This is a genomic window from Acinetobacter sp. MF4640, from assembly GCF_002018895.1.
Classification (GTDB): Bacteria; Pseudomonadota; Gammaproteobacteria; order Pseudomonadales; family Moraxellaceae; genus Acinetobacter; species Acinetobacter johnsonii.
The window spans coordinates 1-23,576 of sequence record NZ_MVOM01000038.1 but is presented as its reverse complement, the minus strand read 5'-3'; the positions used below and the strand labels follow the sequence as shown (position 1 = coordinate 23,576).

The following is a 23,576-nucleotide window of genomic DNA, read 5'->3' as shown; positions in this document are numbered from 1 at the left end:
GATTCCTTTATTAGCCTACAAATAACATGTCGTGATTTGGATTATCGAAGAATTCTAAAACTTTACCACCACCACGAGTGACGCAAGTTAGAGGATCTTCTGCAACCACCACAGGTAAGCCTGTTTCTTGTGCAAGAAGTTTATCGAGGTTACGCAGTAATGCACCACCACCTGTCAACACGATACCGCGCTCAGCGATGTCTGAAGACAACTCAGGAGGCGTTTGCTCAAGTGCAGATTTCACAGCTGAAACAATACTCTGTAATGGATCAGAAATCGCTTGCGTGATTTCGTCCGAAGTCACAGTGATCGCACGTGGCACACCTTCAGCAAGGTTACGGCCGCGAACTTCAATTTCAAGTGCTTTGGCATCGGCTTCTGGTAACGCCATACCCACTTCTTTCTTGATAATTTCAGCGGTGGTTTCACCAATCACGCAACCATGTGCTTTACGTACGTAGTTAATGATTTGTTCATCAAATACATCACCACCAATACGTAGTGAGTCAGCATAGACACAACCTTGAAGCGAAATGATCGCAATTTCAGTTGTACCACCACCAACATCGACCACCATAGAGCCGCATGCTTGTTCAACTGGCATACCTGCACCAATTGCAGCAGCCATTGGTTCTTCAATCAAACGAACATCACGCGCGCCTGCATTAAATACAGCTTCACGAATAGCACGACGCTCAACCAAAGTTGATTTGCAAGGCACACACACCACAACACGAGGTGCAGGTGGGAACAGACGTTTTTCATGTACTTTACCAATAAATTGGTTCAGCATGGTTTCAGTCACTTCAAAATCGGCAATCACACCATCCTTCATTGGACGAATGGCAGAGATATTTGCAGGTGTACGGCCCAGCATTTGCTTTGCATCAAGACCTACCGCGGCAACGATTTTTTGTGAACCACTGTGACGAATTGCCACAACTGTCGGTTCATTTAATATAATGCCTCGTCCTGGTGCATAAATAAGTGTATTTGCTGTACCTAAATCAATGGCTAGATCGGGCGAAAACAAGCCAATTAGTCTTTTTAGAATCACGGAGACGTTCTCGATTAAACTTTATGTGGACGCAAGGTGGCAACTTTAACTAAATGTGATGATTTGAACAAGTCAATCGCTTATTATAACGCACGATATTTTGAAATTTTTTAATACTGACTCAGGTGATGTTATGTCTACATCGGATGCACAGCATTCTGCAGATTTAAATGCACAAACAGTTTCAGCAATCGCCAATCTTGCTCGATTGTCGCTAGATGATACGCAATCTGCTGAATATGCTCAAAGTCTAAATAAAATTTTAGGCATGATGGAAACCTTAAAAGGCATCGACACCAATGGTGTTGAACCGCTTAAAAGCCCATTTGATCACCCACAACCCTTACGTGAAGATGTGGTTTCAGAAACCAATCATCGTGATGAATATCAAGCCATTGCACCGCAAGTGCAAGACGGTTTGTACCTAGTTCCTCGCGTGATTGAATAATTTCTATTCAGTTAAACCATTATTTTGTAAAAATTAACGTAAAGACATTTCTCATGACAGATTTACATCGCTTATCGATTCGTGAACTCTCTGAGGGTTTAGCTGGGGCTAAATTTTCATCTCGCGAACTGACTGAACATTATTTAAAGCGCATTGCAAAACTGGATACACAAGTTAAATCTTATGTAACCGTGACTGCAGAACAAGCGCTTGCACAAGCCGATGCTGCCGATGCTGCAATTAAAGCAGGCACAGCAACTGCATTGACAGGTGTGCCGATTGCACACAAAGACATTTTTTGTACCCAAGGCATTAAAACCACTGCGGGCTCAAAAATGTTGGATAACTTTATCTCTCCTTACGACGCCACCGTTGTAGCGAAAGGCAAAGCCGCTGGTCTAGTCACTTTAGGTAAAGTGAACATGGACGAATTTGCAATGGGTTCAACCTCTGAAAATTCATTCTACGGTGCTACAGCAAACCCTTGGAACTTAGGTCATGTACCAGGTGGTTCTTCAGGTGGTTCTGCGGCAGCGGTTGCAGCAGATCTAGCTCCATTTGCCACAGGTACTGACACAGGTGGTTCAATTCGCCAACCAGCATCGTTCTGTGGCTTAACGGGTCTTAAACCAAGTTATGGCCGTGTGTCACGCTTCGGGATGATTGCGTATGCATCATCACTGGATCAAGGCGGGCCAATGGCGCGTTCGGCAGAAGACTGTGCCTACCTCATGAATGTGATGGCAGGTCATGACGCGAAAGACTCAACATCCGTTGAAAAAGACGTTGATGACTATGTGGCGAACCTAAACGGCACAGCGATTCAAGGTCTACGCATTGGTATTCCGAAACAATACTTCAATGTCGCTGGTTTAGACGCAGATGTGAAAGCACGTGTTGAAGAATCATTGAAAAAATTGGAAGAGATGGGTGCGACCTTGGTTGAGATTGACCTCAACATGACTGAAGCTTATGTTCCAACCTATTACTTGATTGCGCCTGCTGAAGCGTCATCAAACTTGTCTCGTTACGATGGCGTACGTTATGGCTACCGTGCTGAGAACCCAGTTGACCTGATGGACTTATACAAACGTTCACGTTCTGAAGGTTTTGGTGCAGAAGTGCAACGTCGTATCTTGATTGGTACGTATGCGTTGTCTGCGGGTTACTACGATGCTTACTATGTCAAAGCACAAAAAGTCCGTCGTCTGATTCAACAAGACTTCTTAAAAACATTTGAATCCGTTGATGTGATTGCTGCACCTGCTGCACCAACCACGGCTTATAAAATTGGCGCGAACTTGTCTCCAGTTGAAATGTACTTGGGCGACATTTACACCATCGCGGTCAACCTTGCGGGACTTCCTGCGATTAATGCACCTGTTGGTTTTGACAAAGACAACTTACCTGTGGGCTTACAGCTGATTGGTAACTATTGGTCAGAATCTCAACTGTTGTCTGTGGTACATCAGTACCAACAAGCGACGGATTGGCATACGAAACGTGCGGCAATTGCTGAGGAGAATGCATAATGGCTAAAAATGCTGCTAAACCAAAATCATTATTGATTGATGGTTGGGAAGTCGTTATTGGGATCGAGATTCACACTCAGCTTGCGACCCAATCTAAAATCTTCTCAGGTTCTTCGACTGAATTTGGTCAAGACCCAAACACCCAAGCCAGCCTCGTTGACTTGGCAATGCCGGGTGTACTACCTGTATTAAACAAAGAAGTGGTCGATTTAGCCATTCGCTTTGGTTTGGGTATTGATGCGTACATTGACCAAGCGTCTGTGTTTGCACGTAAAAACTACTTCTACCCTGACTCTCCAAAAGGCTACCAAATCAGCCAGATGGATAACCCGATTGTGGGCTTGGGTCATATCGACATTCAACTTGAAGATGGTACGGTAAAGCGCATTGGCGTAACGCGTGCCCACCTTGAGGAAGATGCAGGTAAATCGATCCATGACCAGTTTGAAGGGATGTCAGGCATCGACTTAAACCGTGCAGGTACACCTTTGCTTGAAATCGTGTCTGAACCTGATATGCGTTCGGTTGAAGAAGCGGTGGCTTATATCAAATCGATTCACACTTTAGTGCGTTGGTTGGGTATTTCTGACGGTAACATGGCAGAAGGTTCATTCCGTGCAGACTGTAACGTGTCGTTACGTCGTCCGGGTCAACCGTTCGGTACACGTTGCGAGTTGAAAAACCTCAACTCATTCCGTTTCATTGAACAAGCGATCAATGTTGAAATTGAACGCCAAATGGAAATTTTGGAATGGGATGGCACGATTGACCAAGAAACGCGTCTATTCGATCCTGTGAAGATGGAAACACGTTCAATGCGTTCGAAAGAAGAAGCGAACGACTATCGCTACTTCCCAGACCCTGACTTGTTGCCTGTGATTATTTCAGACGCGCAAATTGAAACAGCTCGTGCTGCATTGCCTGAGCTTCCTGCGGCACGTCGTGAGCGTTTCGTAGCGGACTTTGGTGTTACTGAGTACGATGCACATGTGTTGACACTGACCCGTGAAATGTCAGACTTTTATGAAGTGGTTGTGGCTGCTGCTGGTGGCGCGGCTCAAGGTAAAGTGTCTGCAAACTGGGTGATGGGCGAATTCTCTGGTGCTTTAAACAAAGCGGGCTTAGAACTCGCAGACTCCCCTGTTTCGGCTGAAAAACTGGGTGGCATGGTTGCGCGTATTGTAGATAACACCATTAGCGGCAAGATTGCCAAGCAAGTATTCGGCTTTATGTGGGATGAAGGCAAAACTGCGGACGAAATTATTGCGGAAAAAGGCTTGAAGCAGGAAACTGATACAGGTGCGATTGAAGCGATTATTAAAGACGTGCTTGCTGCTAACGAGAAGATGGTTGAAGAGTTTAAATCTGGTAAAGAGAAAGCCTTTAACGGTCTTGTTGGTCAAGTGATGAAAGCGTCTAAGGGTAAAGCTAACCCTGCTCAAGTGAATGAATTGATGAAGAAGTTGATTGGTTAAGGCTGATTAGTTTTGAAAAAGAAAACCCGCTTTAGAGCGGGTTTTTTAATCAATGTGAAGTAGTAGCAATAATTTTTTCTGCAAGAAATTTAACAATGGGAAGATATTTTTTTACGATATCCTCACTTTCACTAAATGGAATAAACCTATCAGCTCTATTATACTTATCGCTAGAATGAACGATACCATTCCTTATAGCTTTAATAGTTTTACCAATAACCTCAATAACATTATTTTCTTCTAAACCTTTTTTTTCAATATTTTCTCCAAATATATCAGCCCCTTCACCTCTCTTAATTCCTAATGAATGTACAAAGCTTAAAAGGGCTTCTGCCGGAATGTATTCATGCAAAACACATGACAACATCTTATTTTCATCATTCTCATAGTTATATTTTTTTATAGTAGTAATTAATTGTTCTAAATTGTTTTGTGTAGAATTAAATTTTGGATCATCAATAAAAAATTTTAATTGCTGCTGTAAATTTTTCTCAGTACATTTCAAAAAATAAAATTCAATTACGTGGTAAAAACTTAAAAACGAATGATTTACAGTTTCTGCAACAATGGCATTTTTATAAAACCTCAAGAGAGTCTCATCATAACTTACAGATGGAATCTTAAATGAAATTTCAATATTTTCATCTTTTAACAATCTAATAGGATTGCTAAAATCCCAAGCCTTTAAATAATAATTTAGGCAATCTTCACCATTATTTTCTAAAATATAGAAAGCTTTTTCTAAATTTTTTAAATTTATCTCTAGCTGTTTATCAGAACTAGGCCACTTGTCTTCACTAGTAATTTTCGCAGTAAGTGTTCTCCTAATGAACAAATCGTTAAATTTTACAGGTGAGATATAAGATACTTTTCGACCTCGGCTCTCATACTCTTTTAATTTTTCAATATAATTTTCAACCTTTTGAATAAGCCTATTTTTAACAAAGTCAACATATTCTTTACTCTTAAAAAGAGAGATTGCCATGCTAAGGCTCATTTGACTAATTTCAATTTTAAAGCCATCGCCATTCAAGCTATATTTGTGCTTTGTAATAAATGGATTTTCTCTATGTTGCGCTTGCTTTAATTTTAAAATTTTAAATTCCATTAACTTATTTTTTTCCGAGGAGAAATAATAATTATTATATTCTGCAGATCCATCCACCTTCAGCTCTTTATCCACAAATAAAAATTCCTCATCTTCCTCACTTACACTTAGGGGGACTTTGTAATCGTTATAATTTAAATAGATTTTATCATCTTCAATTGAAAATTGAATTCCTATATCAACTAGATCATCCAGGCCAAAACGTTCATTCAAAAAATTAGTAAATTTCTCCATACATCCCCCTAATAATTATAATCAAACTATTATTCTAACAAACTTAAATACTTAGGACGTATCTAACTTTCAAAGTCTTTTTTTATGCCTCACTTCTAATTACTCCCTTGCGAAGCCGTGCTTCTTATCCCCTAGGGAAAGGGAGTGTCATGTGATTAATTTGATACTTGTAGCTTTCCCTCTCCTTTTTTAAAGGAGAGGGAAAGGATGAGGATTTTTACATTACATTAAGTAGTTTTTAATTCCCCAAAAACCACTACACTAAACACATTCTATTTTTAAAAATTAACCACTTTCAAAAAACAAAGGACAAAAATGAAAACTACCATCCTTATACTTTCTACCCTTGCCTTCCTCAGCACCAGCACCTTTGCAGAAAGTAAACTCAATGTTCCACCCAAAGAAGCCAGCCAAATTTTTAAAGCAGCTGGCTTTTCAAAAACAAAACATGGCTGGGAAGGTAGCTGCGACACAGGTGAAATCACCACATACAAAGACCTCAATGGTGACGGCCTAAAAGACGCAGTCATTTCAGACTACGGCACCATGTGCTATGGCAACACAGGTGTCGGCTACCATATCGTTGCTCAGCAAAAAATGGAACATGGAAACTCATTTTTGAAAACATGGGCATCCCTACTTTTCTAAAAACCAAAGGAAAAGACGGCTGGCCAGATATTGAAAATGGCGGCCCTGGATTTTGTTTTGCTGTCTACCGCTGGAATGGTCAAAAATATGATGTCAACCGTTATGAATATAACGGCAAAGCCTGCACATTAGACTATTAACATGTCAGCGTAGTTAATTTCATATCAATGAATCTATAAACTGATTGATTTAACATACTTTTCTATACAGTTAAAACGCCTCAATTGATTGGGGCTTTTTTATAAAAAATAACGTCAGCTATACGACTAAAGAGCACTGAATGACTTAAAAATGACATCTGAACTGTGCTAATTTAGATCAAAATTAAACATAAATATGCACAAACAATAAAGAGGGTTTAAAGATGTCAAAACAAATTTTAATGCTCGTCGGTGACTATGCCGAGGACTATGAAACTATGGTGCCTTTTCAGTTCTTAACGGGTCTCGGTTATACCGTTCACGCAGTCTGTCCCGATAAAAATGAAGGTGAAAGCATCGCCACAGCCATTCATGACTTTGAAGGTGAGCAGACCTATAGTGAAAAACGCGGTCATAACTTTGCTATCAACTACAACTTTGAAGCGGTACACACTGCGGACTATGCCGGTTTAGTCATTCCCGGTGGACGTGCGCCCGAATATTTACGCATGAATGAACGTATTCTTGAGATTGTGCGTGAGTTTGATGCTGCGAAAAAGCCAATTGCAGCAGTTTGTCATGGTGCTCAAATTCTTGCAGCAGCCGATGTACTCAAAGGCCGTACTTGTTCAGCTTACCCTGCGTGCGCAGCCGAGGTGAAACTAGCAGGTGGAACTTATGCGGACATTGAAGTGACGGAAGCTGTAACCGATGGGCACTTGATCACAGCGCCGGCTTGGCCTGCCCACCCTGCTTGGATGGCGCAGTTTATTAAAGCTTTAGGGGCGACTGTAACGATTTAATTGTGTTGTTCCTCAAATGAATCTTTTATGAGATGGCCTATCAGCCTTTAGATTCAAAAATAAAAAAGCTCCTTCGATTCAAGGAGCTTTTTTAATGACTTTTTTATAACATTAATGCTTTCGATTCAGTTTATAAATCTCTCTCACTATTCATAATCTTCAAAGACCGAACTACCTCGTCACGCCTAACTTATTCCAAATTTCTGGGGTTAAAAAAGTCGTGACCAATTTATTCAAATCCACATAGCGCAGTACGCCTTGCAACTGCCCTTTCACTTCAGGGTTCTTTAAAATTTCCTCACCTGTAATCTGTCCAAGTTCTTGAAAGCTGTCTCCAACCGCTTGTAAGCCTTCAGCTTGAATCACTGCTTTGGTCTGCGCTGAACATTGCTCCACCAAAATGCGTTGTAAAACCTGTGCGAGGTTTTTATCTAGCTGTGTACGCTGTGCATCGGTGACATTGCTATACACTTTCAGATCTGGATGTGCAGCCAGTGCCGCAAACGTCCACTGCAACACAGTGGTTTTATCTGTTGCTGTCGTTGACTTCACCAAACAATTACTCAGTTGGTCGACTGTAGTACTGGCCGTTGCAACTTGGACTGAACCACACAATGCTGCGGCCAAAAAAGCATGACGAAAAAGAACAGAAGACCGACCTCGTAAAACGCTTAAAACAGGCTGTGACATAAACTCAACTCCAATCAACAATTGCATTCTTTGTATCACAAAGCCCGTCGATCAGCCTGTTATGGAACTGTAAAATTACCGTGTAGTTGGAGAAAATTAAATCGCTCAATTCAAGCGATTTCCCTATCCAACTCAGCAGTTTCAAATGCAGTGAGCTGTGGGTGTATAGTCGGGCATGCATTCCAAAACCAATAAAAATAACCTTTGGGATCAAGCAAAGTATGCATATGAATCGTAGATTGATCACTTTCGCCCTTCCAACACGCTAAAGCAGCATTACGGTTATTGTGTAAATCGATAAATTCAGGAGCAACTTGCTTCGGCATTTCAGGAATATAAAGTGCGTCACCATGTTCTACCCACAAGTCAGCCAAATAAATTTTTCGGTCTTTTGGAAAATATCGTCCTGCTGAGATCACCAACGGCAATTGATTTGGATCGGTCGAAGCAAAAACATGCGGAAAGTCGTGATGCTCTAAGTCTGTGACGACAAAAGGATATAATGTTTTCGCGGCTAGATTGATTTGAGTTGGGTCATAAGGGAAAAAATGACCCGCCAACATGCCATATTGATATTTAATTTGAGACAACTTTTTCTGCGTAGCCTGTACCTCTATCGCCTGTCTAGCTTTCACCAAAGTCATACCAAATGCGGCAGCAGTTTCTGGCGTGGCTTTGAGTGGCATAAACTCAAAAGAGTTTCCCCCGAATGCTAACTGAGTCTGCTCTCCCCAATGGGCTTGGATCGTTGCTATTTCTTTGGGTACATCATAAACATGTCCCATACTCATACGGGCATTGGTCGATGATGCAGAAATAAGTTCAATAGCATCTTATAGATCAGCTAAATACTCAGGCGTTCCGTCATTTTTGTAAAAATAAGGCTGAGCTGAAATATCAACGTCTATTTCTTGCACGGTCTGCTCCAGCAAAGGCGCAGTAAAATAGGTGGCTGGTGTTTGGACATTACTCATGATGTTATTCCTTTGGTTGAGGTGCTCACATGAAGTTGGGTCGCAAACAGCCGAAAATCTTACTTCATTTGTTTGAGCATATTTTTAGCACCTGTGTGGTTATGGTTTTTGGCTAAGTTCTGCAAAACATATTTTGCCTGCCCTTTAGGGTTGGAAAAACGACTGCTATAACTTGGAATACCCGTTAAACAACGTGCAACTAATATGCCCGATTCGGTATAGACATTTGAGGCATCCGACCCCGGCAAACGACCATAGTTATATGCGCGTTGTGCACTGTTACAGGCAGCGACTTGGTTGCGCCCACTGTTAATATCACGGCGTGCAGCCACATACAGTTTGGCCTGTTGCTGCTGCGGTGTTTCTACAGCTTTGGCGACTTTAGGTGGTACTTCCACTTTGTTTTCTTTTTTAGGCTCTACTTCTTTTTTGCTTTCTTCCTCTTTCTTCACCTCTGCCTTGATCGCAGGTGCCTTCGTCACCGCTTTTTTGCTTGGTGTAATAGGTGCCATACTCCGTGGTGCTGGCTCAGTCAGTACTTTGCTTTGTAAATTAACCACACGAGTATCATTTGAGTTAGGCAGTTTACGTTCAGACAATGCCTCAATACTCACCAGCCACTGTTCGCTATTATTGAGTTGGCAACGAAAAGTACCCGTGCCCTGTTTTAAACTGTTATAGGTACGAAGTAATTTTTTCGCCCACGGATCTTTCACTAAGCTAAAACTACTTTTTTGTGTCTGACTAAAACGCCCACCATGTGCTTGGCAATACTGACTAAACATGCTCCGTGGATATAGTGCCTCGATATCTTTTTCATTTTTTACGCCTACCGTGTGATACACGTATTCTTTGCTGTTTTTATCGGTATCATTAATTTTTCGTTCTACGATTAGTTCTTGTGGTGATGCAATATTTGTCAAAGGTGCTTGTGCTATATTTCCCAGACTGGTACAGCCCTGCAACACACTCCCCAAAACCCCAAATACACATAAAATTTTATAATTCACTACGACTTTACTCTTAAACACCCGCATAAAAACATTAGCGGAAAGCGCCTAAAATAACAAACCTAAATAACTGTTTTTATTATTTATTTTAGTTTGACGTACACATCATTCTGCTTTGTTTTATGATAACCTCAACAACATTTCATAAATTTAGTTTGAACCACACAACAGAAGTTACAGACAAAACGATGCTTGAGCACATAAAAAACCTGCCGTAAAAGGCAGGTTTAAAATCATCATTTATTTATCTAAAACTGACTCGAAAGCCTTCAAACGCTTATAAATCGACAAAAGTTCGATAATGGTTTTCCACGACATAATTAAATACTGGAATGATTCGCGGACTTTTCCAAAAACATTACCAATTTGGTTGATTAAACCGAGGGTCATTTTCCCCGAAGCAATCGCAGGGAATAACACCACCAAATTATATAAAATATCCAGTTGTCGATACCATGTCGCCACTAAATTGAAATAAGCATAGTGAAAATACAGTCGGAAATAGTTTTTACGCACTCGACTAAATAGTTCAGTCAACGTAGCAGGTTGAGCACGGTCTGCATGGTCTTCGCCATACACCAACTCTTTACGGTAAGCTGCTTCAACCTTCTGATTATTAAACTCTAAACCTGGTAATTTACTTCCCACCACCATTAACAAGACCGTACCAAAAACAGCCCAAATGATAGCAGCCCAAACCAAGGAGTGCTTTATTTCTCCCACGACAGGTAACTCAGGCACATGTTTCGACAATTCGAATAAGATCGGTAAAAATGCGACTAAAAGCATAACCGAATTAATCAACTCGACACCTAAATCTTCCATGATAGTGGCAAAACGCATGGTATCTTCCTGCACACGTTGGGCTGCCCCCTCAATATGACGTAATTTTTCCCAATGCTCGGTGTAATATTCATTCATGGCTGTACGCCACCGAAACACATAGTGGCTGGTGAAAAAGGCATTGATCACTGCAAAAGTGACTGCAACCATCGCAATATACAAGAAGGTCAAAGTTCCCATATATAGGTCTTTAATGTTGCCTCCTTTGCCAAGCATGCCTTGAATCATGTCCCAAAAAGGACCATACCAAGCATTGATCGCAACACTCACTTGTACACCAAACCAGATGTTAAACAGAATAAATGCGGACCCCCAAATCGACCAACGCTGCCATTTATTGTCAGAAAAAAAACGCCAAAATAAGGCAAAGAGTGTTGTCGCTATAAAAAACCAGAGATAGAACCACAGAAAAGATGGAGACCAAAAACGGCTTACCCCAATAGCTAATTCAGCCGTTGCATAACCTTGCGGCCAACCTATGGCGCTTCCCCATGTATTTCCCCCTGTGTACCACAGTACGACATTGATCACCGACCAAAGTAATACTGAAATGAAGAACCATCTAGGGTTTGGGAAAAATGACTTAAACATGAACGATATATATCCCTTTTATGTTTCAGGTATGCAATCCGTGCATACTAATCCTTATTTCTTAATTTAGTACAATCGCATTACAGCAAGTTTGTACACTTTACTTATCCTTATTGGGTTATACGTTATTTGATTTGTATGCCCCTTCACAAGAGCTCAGGACATTATTTTCCGACTTGATCAGTCACATCACAATCAAAACAAATTATTTCAATAACTTATGAAAATACGAACTTGGCCCCAGATTTAAAGTAATATTTTATTGCTTATAACTTTTGGGTTTCAAACTGAAAAATTGCTTAGGATTTAAAGCGAGTGCAATGATGGTATTTCTCTGACAACCATACGATTACTTGTTGATTTTATGTATAAAAGAATGAAGTTTGCACATTTTAAAATGACTTCATGCTACTATCTTTTCATTAAAAAATATTGGATCTATGACATGGAAACCTTAGTACTTGAACTGATCAAACCACTCACACTGACAAAAGAAGACTTTCCACCCATTAACTTTGAAGAAGGCACTGTGCTCAAAGTTCTCATGAAAACACCTACAGGTTACTTGGTAACGGCAGATTCTCGTTTTAATTTTACGGTGTCTTTTGATGATGAAAATCAAGTATGGCAGAAGCTGTAAGTTGCAACGCTCTTTAATAAAAGAATAATCCACTCAATAAGATAAAAATAAAAACCATCTTTTTTTATTGATTTAAAACTGATTATTTTTATTAAAATTTAGTTTTTTATATCGAATCAGCAAATGAAAAACGTGCTGAGAGTTTTCTGTACCTATTGATTTTGTGATTTCTGAGGCTCATTTGTATCATCGTTATGCACCTATTTTACCGTTAATCTATTGATTTAATTGATCTACATTAAATCTTTCATCCTTGGTATTTAAAACATTGAACTATAAATCAGAAAAAGAGAAAGGATTTGCAATGCTTTAACCTGTAACTCTATATGTACCGACTGATTCACCAAGCTCACTACTTATTTAAACCTAGGTCTTTCTGCAAAACCTCTCGCTATAAAAAAAGCCTCAGATGCGAACATCCAAGGCTTCTCAATTTTTAAATCTATGCTGAGCTAAGTTATTGCGCGGTATAACCACCATCCATCACCACGGCTTGACCCGTTACACCACCCGCCTTATCACTGGCAAGGAAGATTGCATAATCCGCAATTTCTTCTACACTGAGTAAGCGTTTTTGCGGCACCATCGCCAAAATCACATCTTCTAATGCACTTTGCTCACTGACATTTCGGGTTTTAGCCAAGTCATGAATTTGACCGCGTACCAACGGCGTATCGACATAACCCGGACACAGAGCATTCACGGTGATGCCATCGCGTGCACACTCTAAAGCCGCAACCTTGGTCAAACCAATCACACCATGCTTAGCACTGTTGTAACCAGCCTTGCCAGCAAATCCAATTAATCCATTAATCGAAGCCATATTAATCACACGACCAAACTGCTGCGCTTTCATGATTGGAAATGCGTACTTAATGCCAATGAACGACCCCACCAACATGACATTAATCAGCTTTTGATAGACTGCAATTGGAAAGTCTTCAATCACTGCAACATGCTGAAAACCCGCATTATTGATGAGGATGTCCAACCGCCCATAGGTTTTCTGAGTCAGTTCAATCGCTGTTTTATATTCCTCTTCATCGGTCACATCGCAAGGCGCAGACAATGCTTCAAAGCCTTGCTTTTGAAGTGCCGCCACCGTTTCAGCACACTTCTCTGCATTCATATCAGAAATGACAACTTTTGCACCTTCACTGGCAAATTTCTTTGCAATTTCATGTCCAATACCACTGGCTGAACCAGTAATAAATGCCACTTTATCTTTTAACAGTTGACTCATGATGTACTCCGTTGTCTTCTTTTTTCATTCCAAAGTCTTAAACAATACCAAACCAAGTAAAGGCAGCAATGGCAACAAATACCGCGATGGTTTTAATAATCGTGATGGCAAAAATGTCTTTATACGATTGTTTATGGGTTAAACCTGTCACAGCAAGCAAGGTAATCACGGCGCCGTTATGCGGTAAGGTATCCATACCGCCAGATGCCATCGCAACAATACGATGCATCACTTCAGGTGGAATTCCCATGGCTAGAATCGCAGCATTGTATTGATCGGCCATCGCACTGAGGGCGATACTCATACCACCAGAGGCTGAACCTGTCACACCCGCCAAGACTGTCGTGGTGACTGCACCATTGACCAGTGGATTGGTAAAGGTATTGCCCAATGCATGACTAATGATCGCAAAGCCCGGTAAGGCCGCAATGATCGCACCAAAACCGTATTCAGATGCGGTATTCATCACTGCAAGTAAAGACCCGCCAATACTGGCATTGACGCCATCTTTGAAGCCCGTATAGACACGGCGGAAGTCAAATGAAATTGCCGCGATAATACCCACAATTAAGGCTAAACCCACTGCCCAAATGGCAGAGGTTTTGGCAACATCGACGGTGTAAGCTGCAAATCCGATGGCATTGAAATCAAAACCGTTGGATACCATTCTTTAATCGCAGTTGATAAATACTTATTGGTCACGGCAACTAAAATGAGGGGTACAAAAGCCAACCATTGACGTGCGGTAGAACCATTTGATGTTGTATCTAAGTTTTGCTTCAGTTGTTGTTGCTCGGCTTCTGTCAGCTCAATACCTGTGGCATAACCATCGCCATTTCGAGCAGCTACACGGCGACGCCATTCCAAATAGCTCAGGCCCGTTGCTAGAACAAATACACCACCAATCAAACCAAGAAAAGGCGCTGCATAAATGTCTGTACCAAAAAAGGTCGTCGGAATAACGTTTTGAATTTGCGGGGTTCCCGGCAAGGCATCCATGGTAAACGTAAATGCACCAAGGGCAATGGTTCCTGGAATCAAACGCTTTGGGATGTTGGCTTGTCTAAAGAGTTGATTCGCAAATGGATAAACAGCAAATACCACCACAAAGAGACTGACGCCGCTATAGGTTAAAATCGCCCCTAAAAGCACAACGGTTAACATTGCATTTTTAGAACCAATCAAATTCACAATGGTTTTGGCAATGGATTCGGCAATCCCTGACATTTCAACCACTTTACCGAAAATGGCACCGAGTAAAAACACCAAGAAATAATCTTTAATAAACCCAACCATTTTGGGCATAAATACGCCTGAATAAAAAGGCAAAACGTTAGCTGGGTTAATCAGTAAAACCGCTAACAAGGCACAAATTGGTGCCATAAGAATGACAGAAAAACCTCTGTAGGCTGTATACATCAGTAGCCCAAGAGACAATAAAATTACACCCAAATCCCACATATTTTTTACTCCATCCTTAAAGAAAATATGTCTTGATGTGCTGTGATATTAATGGCGAATGATGTCAAATCTAGTTGAGTCACAGTGCAATCAGCCTGTGTAGAAAGACCGAATACGCATTCATAGACCGTCTATTTCCCTCATGACGAAATGTCTATTTGCACTCTGATCTATGTACTATATTTATCCATCAGAGCATTAATATTTCAGCTTATGGGTCAGACTATAATGCATATAAACCTATGCATTGTTTGAAAATAATCATTGAGTAAGAAGAAAAATTGATTAATATCCAAGCCCTAGCGAGACTGATAAAACTAATTGCATCAAGTTAAAGGTAAAATTTCAAAATCGCACGAAATGACCAATTTTTATATTTTTCATTCAGTTAAAACATATTTTTACAGACTATCATGCTGTTCGACTTATACTGCTTTGACGACTTGATAAAAATGACACCCACTTCCATCACTTGATCTGTTTTGACCGTCTGTTGTATTTTTCATGTAAACCATTTGAGAAAAACACGTCCATTTTCATTCAACATCGTGTTGCATCATTGCTCAGGGAAGCTCATGACACTCAAACAATTAAAAGCCTTTTTGGTCCTTGCACGTACGCTTAATTATGCCAATGCGGCCAATGAACTGTGTCTGAGCCAATCCGCTCTTAGCTTAAGCATTAAAACATTAGAAGAAGAACTGGGTGGAAAACTGTTTAAACGCAACACGCGTCGGGTAGAAATCACCACTGAAGGTCAGTCCCTCATTCCCTATGCCAAAAAGCTCTTGGCCAACTGGGAGGATATGGAAAAAGATGTCAAACAGCGCTTTAAACTTAACCGTGGCACTTTAAATATTGCCTCAATGCCCTTTGCCACTCATGCAGTACTCCCCGCAGTGATGCATGATTTTTCACAGTTACACCCCAACATCAGTTTTTCAATCCATGACATCACCAATGAAAAAATCATTGAAAAAGTTCAAGAAGGCATCTTTGAAATTGGCATTTGTTTTGAACCCAAGGCCAATGACCAACTGATTTTTCAGCCTTTATTCAATGAAGACTTTTTGGCTCTATTGCCCAAACACCACGTTTTAGCCAAACAAAAAAGCGTGACATGGCTTGAACTGTGCTCTTGTCCTTTTGTGACCTTACAAAACCCCTCAATTATTCGCCATGTGATTGAGGAACATTGTGCTGCGCATCAAGTGGTGTTGGATTTAAAAGTTGAATGTCACCAAATCAGTTCCCTTTCACACTTTGTCGCCTATGGCATGGGCGTGAGTGCTATTCCACGCCATTTCCAAAAATTCATCGACCTTGAAAAAAATGTGTTGGTTGAAATTGAGGACAATCAAGCGCAACTCGCGGTGGGCATTATTTATAAAAAAGATTATGAACTGTCTAACATGTCGTCTCAATTTATTGAGACCACACTTTGGCATCATTTCTAAGCTAAATTCTCCCTTTCTCTAGGCGAAACTGAAGCTAAACCTTTATAGTTCAAAATAAACTGTATGATTATTTGCATAGCTTTCGCACATGCTTTGACTCTTCTTTTATCTATTTTTCTTTGTAAATATTCTGCATTAATGAGTTTTTCTTATTATACGTTAGAAAGATTCAATTTCTAAAAAGTGCAGCGCAATGCTAAAAAAATAACAAGCAAGGAAGATCAGGAAATAAAAGATGAATAAAGTCGTCGCAAATGCAGCCGAAGGATTAGCTGATGTGGTTGCCAATAATCAAACGGTTGCCGTGGGTGGTTTTGGCCTCTGTGGTATTCCAGAAGCATTAATTGATGCCTTAAAAGATACAGGTGTCACAGGTTTAACCTGTATTTCAAATAATGCAGGTGTAGATGGCTTTGGTTTAGGCAAACTATTAGAAACCAAACAAATTAAAAAAATGATTGCCTCTTATGTCGGTGAAAATAAAGAGTTTGAGCGTCAGTATCTCAATGGTGAACTTGAAGTTGAGCTTACTCCGCAAGGTACGCTCGCAGAAAAACTACGTTCAGGCGGCGCAGGTATTCCTGCATTTTTCACCCAAACAGGTGTAGGCACCCTCATTGCCGAAGGTAAAGAAGTCCGCGACTTTGATGGTCGTCCGCATATTTTAGAAATGTCCCTTACTGCGGACATTGCTTTAGTGAAAGCCTACAAGGCTGATAAAGCGGGCAACTTGGTATTCCGTAAAACAGCACGTAACTTTAACCCTGACTGTGCCATGGCAGGCAAATTCACCATTGCCGAAGTTGAACAAGTGGTTGAAATTGGTGAAATTGATCCAGATGACATCCATTTACCGGGTATCTACATCAACCGTGTGGTACTGAACGCCACCCCCAAAAAGCAGATTGAACAACTGACCATTAAAGCAGAGGAAGCTTAGTCATGGCTTGGACACGTAATGAAATGGCGCAGCGTGCTGCCCTTGAACTCGAAGATGTTTTTTATGTCAACTTAGGTATTGGCTTACCGACTTTAGTGGCCAATTATCTACCAGAAGGGATCAATGTTTGGTTGCAGTCAGAAAATGGCTTACTCGGTATTGATGAGTTTCCAACCCGTGATGCAGTTGATGCAGACTTGATTAATGCAGGAAAACAAACTGTCACCGCACGTAAAGGGGCTGCATTTTTCTCAAGCTCAGAATCCTTTGCCATGATTCGTGGTGGTCATGTCAATATTGCTATTTTAGGTGCAATGGAAGTTTCTGAAACGGGTGACTTAGCGAACTGGATGATTCCAGGGAAAAAAGTCAAAGGCATGGGTGGTGCTATGGACTTAGTTTCTGGTGTACAAAAAGTCGTGGTTCTGATGGAGCACTGCGCCAAAGACGGCACGCCTAAAATCGTGCCTCAGTGTACCCTACCGCTCACAGGTAAAGCTGTCGTCAGCCGTATCATTACTGACTTAGGTGTGATGGATATCACTGCTGAAGGTATGAAACTGGTTGAACTGGCAAGCGATGTGAGCCTAGAACAAATCAAGAAAGCGACTGGATTAGAACTTATCATCAATGACTTTAAAGCCGCTTAAGTACAAAACAGCATCATTCAAAGCAGCTTCGGCTGCTTTGTTATTAGACTCAATAACAAAGATTTTTAGTTAGAAAAGGCTTCTTTATAGCCTTTAAATCAGACATAAAAACCATCATCATCTTGGCCAAGAGTATCTCTATACTTCTAAATATATTGAAGGATGACTATAGCGCACATCTTTTTAACCCAAATACCTGATGAAAAACCAAACCGCTCGGCTACTATATTTGCATTCCACATTCAGAGGTTTCCATGTCACAACAAGATTATGAAAATGGTTTAAAAGTTCGCACAGAAGTCATGGGCGAATCTTTTGTTAAACGTGCTCAGGACAATACTGTACCTTTCACCCAGCCTTTGCAGGACTGGATTAATGAACATGCTTGGGGCTCAACATGGCAACGTGAAGGTGTTTTACCACGTAAATATCGCTCGTTAATTACCATTGCATTTTTGACAGCGCAAAAGAGTCCAACGGAGCTGAAAGGTCACGTTCGAGGTGCGCTAAATAACGGTGCAACGGTTGAAGAAATCCAAGAAGTCCTTTTACACAGTTTGCCTTATTGCGGCGCACCTGCGACTCAAGAGGCATTTCGGGCTGCACTGGAAGTGATTCAGGAATATCAAAACAATCCATAAATAGATTAAGTGTCCATACAAAAGCGTTTTTGCAGTCGTATGGCGCGATTCATCTGGTTTGGCTATGCAGCATTTTTTGCCTAGCCAAACCATTTCCATTAAAAGGCTTTGGTTACACTCATGCCAACGCTCAAGTTTCGACCATCGGCAGGTTCAAAGAAGCGACTATTACCGTCATTCACAATTACTGAGCCAACATAGTTACGGTCAAACAGGTTATCGACTCGAGCATAGCTGTTGACTTTCCAGTCACGGTTTATCCATAAATAGCCGACATTTGCAGCCACGACGGTATAACTTGGCGCAGTATCTGAGTTGATATCATCGACATAAATTTTATCCATATAACGTGCTTCTAAGCCTGCTTGGAAGCCCTGTTCAGGTTGCCATGCAATACGGGTAAACACTTGGTTTTTGGCAATTCCGGGAATCTTATTTCCTTTATCAATAGCTTTTGCATAAAGTTTTTTTGAATCCTTTAGTTCTGCTGTATAACTATCAAATTCAGCATCAATATAACTAAAGCTCGATTGTATGTTGAGTTCTTTCCAAATCGTTTGTTGCCATGAAAGCTCTAACCCTTGTCGCGTGGTTTGATCTGCATTACGAAAAGTCGCACGACCATCACGTGTTCCCGCTGTCACTATATCGTTTTCTGTATCTGTCTGGAAAACAGCAAAAGTGAAGAACCCAAATGGATTCTGCGACTTTAAACCTAGCTCGTAATTATCACTACTAGCAGGTTTTAAAGTGAAATTCATGCCTGATTTCGAAGGATCAGTGTTATAAGCCATTTCGGTAAAGGTTGGGGTTTCAAAGCCTTTGCCATAACTGGCATAGGCATAAAGTTCAGGTAAAATTTCCCAGCCTAACGCCACGGACGGCAATAATTTTTGATAATCCGTTGAACCACTGTCATCACCATTGCCAGCTACAATGTAATGATCATCTGACTCATAATGTACATTGCTATAGCGTAAGCCTGTATCAAGATGCCACGTAGGTAAGAACTGCCATGAGGCCTGCACATATGGATCTAAATTCCACAGGGTATTCTTTTCATCACGGCGTACCGCACCTTTTATCCCAAATATATTTTGCTCGTTATAATTATTATAACCTTTACGGTCTTCAACCATTCGATCTAAAGCCACGCCTGCAACCAAGGTTGTATTAGGTAAAACATCTTTTCCTGTCCAACGGAAGTCTGAACCGTAATAATCCCGATCAAAATCAATCACGCCACCTGCATGTCGATCATTAGCTTCTTGCGTATTTTTAGGTATTGATTGATATTGTACAACTTGTCGATTGCCCAAATAGAACATGCTATACAACTCTTGCTGATCATTCAGCGGCTTAGTCCACGTCAGCCCTGTTTGGGTTTGCTCAATTTCTTTACGCACATTATAGGTATTTTTGCTGTCATTGACTTGTTTTGGATTAGCTTTCCACTGCTCACGCTTTAGACCTTGTGGGTCGTCAGCATCAATATCGACACGGTTTATCACCCAGTTGATTTTACTGCCATCGTCTAAGTTCCATGTTAGTTTGGCATTATTTAATACTTTTTGTGCAGCACTATGATCTCGAAAACCATCGGTATCAAAATAAGAGGAACTAATCACATAAGCAGGTTGATTGGCCTGTTCAGAACCCCCTTGTAATTGGATATTGGCTTGTTGCTTATGATGGCTGCCTGCATTTAGCCCCACTTGAATTGAGTCTTTCCCTTGTCCTTCTTTGCTCTCAGCCAAGATGGTTCCACCTGATGAGTTACCATATAAAGATGAAAATGGCCCTGTCATCACTTCAATGTGATCCAAACTATTGAGGTCAATATTGGAACTTTGCCCTTGACCATCAGGCATGGTCGCAGGAATACCATCGACATACATCCGAATGCCACGCACGCCAAAAGTCGAACGAGCGCCAAAGCCACGCATCGAAATCTGTAAGTCTTGCGCATAGTTTTCGCGGTTATTAATTTGTAAGCCTGCAACCCCTTGTAATACTTCGGATAGGTTCACATTGGCATTGTTTTGTACTGTAGCCGCTTGGACTTTTTGAATGGATGCAGAAGTCGATAACAACTCGCTATCGGTATGTACCGCTTGGACGGTGATGACAGGAAGTTGATATTCTGTCGCTTCTGCATAAGCATGCATAGATTGTAAAATAACCGCAGTCAATAAGGCTTGTTTAAAAGGCGCAGGCATCAAATAAGTTAATCGCACAATATTTCCTTGCTTGTTATTACCATAAAAATGGGAAGCCTATCATCTCGACAGGCTTCCCATACAATAAAACGTTTTAATCGGCTAAGCTATACGCAACCACATAATCACCATGATCAGGCGACTGGCGTGCCCCACCTGCGGAAATGACCACATATTGCTTGCCTGTTTTTGGAGAAATGTAGCTCATCGGTGTACCTTGGCTACCTACAGGTAAACGCGCTTTCCATAACTCTTCACCATTAGATGAATTGAAAGCACGTAAGTAGAAGTCTTGTGTTGCAGCAAAGAACACTAAACCACCTTGAGTCGCCATTGGGCCACCAATGGTTGGCATACCAATCGGCGCTTTTAAGCCCATTTTAATACCCATTGGACCCGTATCTTCAACCGTACCTAAAGGCACCTGCCAGGCCACTTGACGGGTTTTCATATCAATCGCCGTCATGGTTCCGAAAGGTGGTTTTTGACATGGAATGCCCAATACCGACATAAAGCGGTTTTTATTCACTTTATACGGTGTACCTTTCATTGGCACTGCGCCCATACCTGTGTTGACCTTCTCTCCGCCACTGGCTTCAAGTTTTAAGTCTTCAGGCGTTTGTTTAATCAGCTGAATCCACAGACCTAGGCGCATGTCGTTGACAAAAATATAACGATGCGTTGGGTCAAATGCGATACTGCCCCAGTTCATCCCACCCAGCGAACCCGGAAAACTTAAAGATATATCAGAACCCGGTGCTGTAAAGAGACCGTCATAACGCATCGATTTAAAGTTAATACGACACATCAACTGGTCAAATGGCGTTGCGCCCCACATGTCCGATTCAGTCAAAGTTTGATTGCCAATCTGTGGCATTTCAACTGAACGTGGCTGAGTTGCACTGTATTGCTCATCAGGAATATCTGCAGCTTTTACAGGTTGCTCAATGACTTTGGTTAAAGGCTTGCCTGTCACACGGTCGAGTACAAAGAACTGACCTGACTTGGTGCCAATGACAACAGCAGGTTTGGTTTGCCCATTTTGCATTGGAAAATCGACCAAGCTTGGCTGCATGGGTAAATCGAAGTCCCAGAGGTCATTGTGAACGGTTTGATAAACCCACTTTTCTTGACCTGTGGTTGCATCCAAAGCCAAAACAGAAGAATTGTACTTATGGTCTACAGGTTGACGATTTCCGCCCCAGACATCGACTGACGAACTCCCCATCGGTAAAAACACCGTGTTCATTTGCGGGTCGTAGGACATTGCCGCCCAAGAGTTTGCCGAGCTACGTTTATAGATTTCACCTGGTTTGAGGACATAGCTTGGATTTGGGTTACGTGGATCAAAAGCCCAGCGTAGCTGTCCAGTAATCACATCATAAGCACGAATCACACCACCCGGCATATCGGCTGCAAAGTTATCAGCAATACGACTTCCAACGATGATGCTGGTTCCCGCAATGGTTGGCGCCGAGGTTACTTCAAAACGAGGCGCTTGCGTGCCCGCACCTAGACCTTCCAGTAAGTTCACCGTTCCATCGACACCAAAGTCTTTACAGCGTTCGCCTGTATCGGCATTGACTGCAATTAAACGACCATCAGGTGTATTGGTATAAACACGACGTGGACATATAGTATTGTTTGCCACCGCTGTCACCGCACTTGCACCAGCTAAAGTCGGTTGTACCAAGGCTTCGGTCGAGTCAAAATAACCCACACCACGGCAACGCTCCCAAGCATCGGCTTTAGAGTTCACTTCGGCCTTCCAGATTTGTTTACCTGTGTCCGCATCTAAAGCAATGATGTTGTTATGCGGCGTACATAAAAAGACTTTATCGCCCACCTGTAAAGGCGTGAGCTGGTCTTCTGCGCCATTACCCGTACCTGTGGTCATATCGCCTGTTTGAAAGCGCCATGCTTCCTTTAACTTAGATACATTATTACGGTTAATTTGATCCAACGCAGCAAAACGACTTCCACCAGTATCATTACCATAGTGCGACCAATTCACTTGTTGGGTTTGAGCCGTTACAGGCACTAGAGGGAGCTCTTCACCACTGGCTTTTACCGTTGGATGTGGAATAAACATGCCATACAAACCACCGAGCATACCTAACACCGTTAAACCACCTAAGGCATAAGCGGGTGCTGAAGGCGCAATTTGAAATTGGTACTTACGAATAGCAGGTAAGGTAAAACACAATGCGGCAAATAAACCCGCCGGAAACATTAACCGTGAATGGAGTGCCCAAAAATCCCAACCTGCATCAAACAGTGCCCAAACCACGGTTCCAAGAAAAACCAGTGCAAAAATCCAGACACCCAATGCTTTTTTTCTAAAAATAAATATTGCGGAAATAGTGGTCAATAAACCTGCTATGAGGAAGTACCATGAACCACCTAGACTAATCAGTTTTCCACCACCGATTAAATAAAATAAGCCAGTCAGCAATAAAGCTAAGCCTAATATAAAGCACCATATTTTAAATACGGGTTGAGATTGTGCTTCGGACATACTTTTTACTCCAAATGTTGTGTTTTAAATGATCTCGCCTACTTTGTTTTGAGCATCATTCACACCACATCCAAACTTTGAGCATCCACAATTAACTTGCTTCAACAATGAAAAAAGAGTGTTTAGTTGTTTAGTCCCAGATTTTAATGGTGCAATATTCTCAGATAAATGGAAGGAAGCACTATGGGACAAGTTCTACACAGCAGCGCCACAACGACACAGGCAGTGCGTCGAGCAATACAAAATAGTCAAGA

Annotated in this window: 19 protein-coding genes and 2 pseudogenes; 10 read left to right on the top strand and 11 right to left on the bottom strand. The window is 41.4% G+C overall.

Features of this window, described 5'->3' with window-relative positions; all coding sequences use genetic code 11:
- Nucleotides 1–10: 10 nt before the first annotated feature.
- The gene (locus MF4640_RS12950) at nt 11–1,057 is read right to left on the bottom strand and encodes a rod shape-determining protein (RefSeq protein ID WP_004694670.1); all 1,047 of its coding nucleotides are present in this window, start codon (nt 1,055–1,057) and stop codon (nt 11–13) included.
- Nucleotides 1,058–1,190: 133 nt separating this feature from the next.
- Between MF4640_RS12950 and gatC the strand changes: the two genes are divergently transcribed.
- Genes gatC through gatB form a run of 3 tightly spaced genes read left to right on the top strand, consistent with a single transcriptional unit; the run spans nt 1,191 to nt 4,512 of the window.
- The gene (gatC, locus tag MF4640_RS12945; RefSeq protein WP_062034404.1) at nt 1,191–1,505 is read left to right on the top strand and encodes an Asp-tRNA(Asn)/Glu-tRNA(Gln) amidotransferase subunit GatC; all 315 of its coding nucleotides are present in this window, start codon (nt 1,191–1,193) and stop codon (nt 1,503–1,505) included.
- Nucleotides 1,506–1,558: 53 nt separating this feature from the next.
- Entirely contained in the window at nt 1,559–3,037 is a 1,479-nt protein-coding gene (gatA, locus tag MF4640_RS12940) for an Asp-tRNA(Asn)/Glu-tRNA(Gln) amidotransferase subunit GatA (protein WP_078389851.1), read from the top strand.
- On the top strand, nt 3,037–4,512 hold the full coding sequence (gene gatB, locus MF4640_RS12935) for an Asp-tRNA(Asn)/Glu-tRNA(Gln) amidotransferase subunit GatB (protein WP_078389850.1): 1,476 nt from the start codon (nt 3,037–3,039) through the stop codon (nt 4,510–4,512). The genes gatA and gatB overlap by 1 nt, the downstream gene beginning before the upstream one ends.
- Before the next feature lie 49 nt (nt 4,513–4,561).
- Here the strand turns inward: gatB and MF4640_RS12930 are convergent, their stop codons facing one another.
- Nucleotides 4,562–5,854: a hypothetical protein gene (locus tag MF4640_RS12930; RefSeq protein WP_078389849.1), complete on the bottom strand. Its 1,293-nt coding sequence runs from the start codon at nt 5,852–5,854 to the stop codon at nt 4,562–4,564.
- 315 nt (nt 5,855–6,169) lie between these two features.
- Here MF4640_RS12930 and MF4640_RS12925 point away from each other — a divergent pair.
- Together MF4640_RS12925 and MF4640_RS12920 are read left to right on the top strand one after the other, a co-directional pair.
- A pseudogene (locus MF4640_RS12925) lies at nt 6,170–6,642 on the top strand (hypothetical protein).
- A 224-nt stretch (nt 6,643–6,866) separates the two neighbouring features.
- Nucleotides 6,867–7,445, top strand: coding sequence for a DJ-1/PfpI family protein (locus MF4640_RS12920; RefSeq protein WP_078389848.1), 579 nt, complete (start codon nt 6,867–6,869; stop codon nt 7,443–7,445).
- Nucleotides 7,446–7,616: 171 nt separating this feature from the next.
- Here MF4640_RS12920 and MF4640_RS12915 read toward each other — a convergent pair whose 3' ends face one another.
- The 5 genes from MF4640_RS12915 to sbmA form a co-directional block, all read right to left on the bottom strand.
- Nucleotides 7,617–8,135: a hypothetical protein gene (locus tag MF4640_RS12915; protein WP_005399999.1), complete on the bottom strand. Its 519-nt coding sequence runs from the start codon at nt 8,133–8,135 to the stop codon at nt 7,617–7,619.
- A 110-nt stretch (nt 8,136–8,245) separates the two neighbouring features.
- On the bottom strand, nt 8,246–8,926 hold the full coding sequence (locus MF4640_RS12910) for a hypothetical protein (RefSeq protein WP_227518661.1): 681 nt from the start codon (nt 8,924–8,926) through the stop codon (nt 8,246–8,248).
- A gap of 42 nt (nt 8,927–8,968) precedes the next feature.
- A complete protein-coding gene (locus MF4640_RS19725; protein ID WP_227518660.1) occupies nt 8,969–9,109 on the bottom strand; it encodes a hypothetical protein in 141 nt (46 codons plus the stop codon).
- Between the two features lie 59 nt (nt 9,110–9,168).
- A complete protein-coding gene (locus MF4640_RS12905) occupies nt 9,169–10,119 on the bottom strand; it encodes a hypothetical protein (RefSeq protein WP_078389862.1) in 951 nt (316 codons plus the stop codon).
- A 240-nt stretch (nt 10,120–10,359) separates the two neighbouring features.
- Nucleotides 10,360–11,553, bottom strand: coding sequence for a peptide antibiotic transporter SbmA (sbmA, locus tag MF4640_RS12900; RefSeq protein WP_078389847.1), 1,194 nt, complete (start codon nt 11,551–11,553; stop codon nt 10,360–10,362).
- Between the two features lie 445 nt (nt 11,554–11,998).
- Here sbmA and MF4640_RS12895 point away from each other — a divergent pair, with 445 nt between their 5' ends.
- A complete protein-coding gene (locus MF4640_RS12895; protein WP_004694700.1) occupies nt 11,999–12,193 on the top strand; it encodes a hypothetical protein in 195 nt (64 codons plus the stop codon).
- Nucleotides 12,194–12,650: 457 nt separating this feature from the next.
- On the opposite strand, the gene MF4640_RS12890 is transcribed toward MF4640_RS12895, so the two are convergent.
- Nucleotides 12,651–13,436 (bottom strand): 3-hydroxybutyrate dehydrogenase, encoded by a 786-nt coding sequence (locus tag MF4640_RS12890; RefSeq protein WP_078389846.1) that lies wholly within the window; start codon nt 13,434–13,436, stop codon nt 12,651–12,653.
- Nucleotides 13,437–13,473: 37 nt separating this feature from the next.
- Nucleotides 13,474–14,897 (bottom strand): annotated as a pseudogene (locus MF4640_RS12885) (GntP family permease).
- A gap of 575 nt (nt 14,898–15,472) precedes the next feature.
- Between MF4640_RS12885 and MF4640_RS12880 the strand changes: the two are divergent.
- The 4 genes from MF4640_RS12880 (at nt 15,473) to MF4640_RS12865 (ending at nt 18,585) form a co-directional block, all read left to right on the top strand.
- The gene (locus MF4640_RS12880) at nt 15,473–16,354 is read left to right on the top strand and encodes a LysR family transcriptional regulator (protein WP_010326155.1); all 882 of its coding nucleotides are present in this window, start codon (nt 15,473–15,475) and stop codon (nt 16,352–16,354) included.
- A 235-nt stretch (nt 16,355–16,589) separates the two neighbouring features.
- A complete protein-coding gene (locus tag MF4640_RS12875) occupies nt 16,590–17,294 on the top strand; it encodes a CoA transferase subunit A (RefSeq protein ID WP_078389845.1) in 705 nt (234 codons plus the stop codon).
- A 2-nt stretch (nt 17,295–17,296) separates the two neighbouring features.
- Nucleotides 17,297–17,944, top strand: coding sequence for a CoA transferase subunit B (locus MF4640_RS12870; RefSeq protein ID WP_078389844.1), 648 nt, complete (start codon nt 17,297–17,299; stop codon nt 17,942–17,944).
- 254 nt (nt 17,945–18,198) lie between these two features.
- On the top strand, nt 18,199–18,585 hold the full coding sequence (locus tag MF4640_RS12865) for a carboxymuconolactone decarboxylase family protein (RefSeq protein WP_010326152.1): 387 nt from the start codon (nt 18,199–18,201) through the stop codon (nt 18,583–18,585).
- Nucleotides 18,586–18,683: 98 nt separating this feature from the next.
- Here MF4640_RS12865 and MF4640_RS12860 read toward each other — a convergent pair whose 3' ends face one another.
- Nucleotides 18,684–20,804: a TonB-dependent receptor gene (locus MF4640_RS12860; RefSeq protein WP_078389843.1), complete on the bottom strand. Its 2,121-nt coding sequence runs from the start codon at nt 20,802–20,804 to the stop codon at nt 18,684–18,686.
- A 94-nt stretch (nt 20,805–20,898) separates the two neighbouring features.
- Nucleotides 20,899–23,322: a glucose/quinate/shikimate family membrane-bound PQQ-dependent dehydrogenase gene (locus tag MF4640_RS12855; RefSeq protein WP_078389842.1), complete on the bottom strand. Its 2,424-nt coding sequence runs from the start codon at nt 23,320–23,322 to the stop codon at nt 20,899–20,901.
- Nucleotides 23,323–23,576 lie beyond the last annotated feature (254 nt).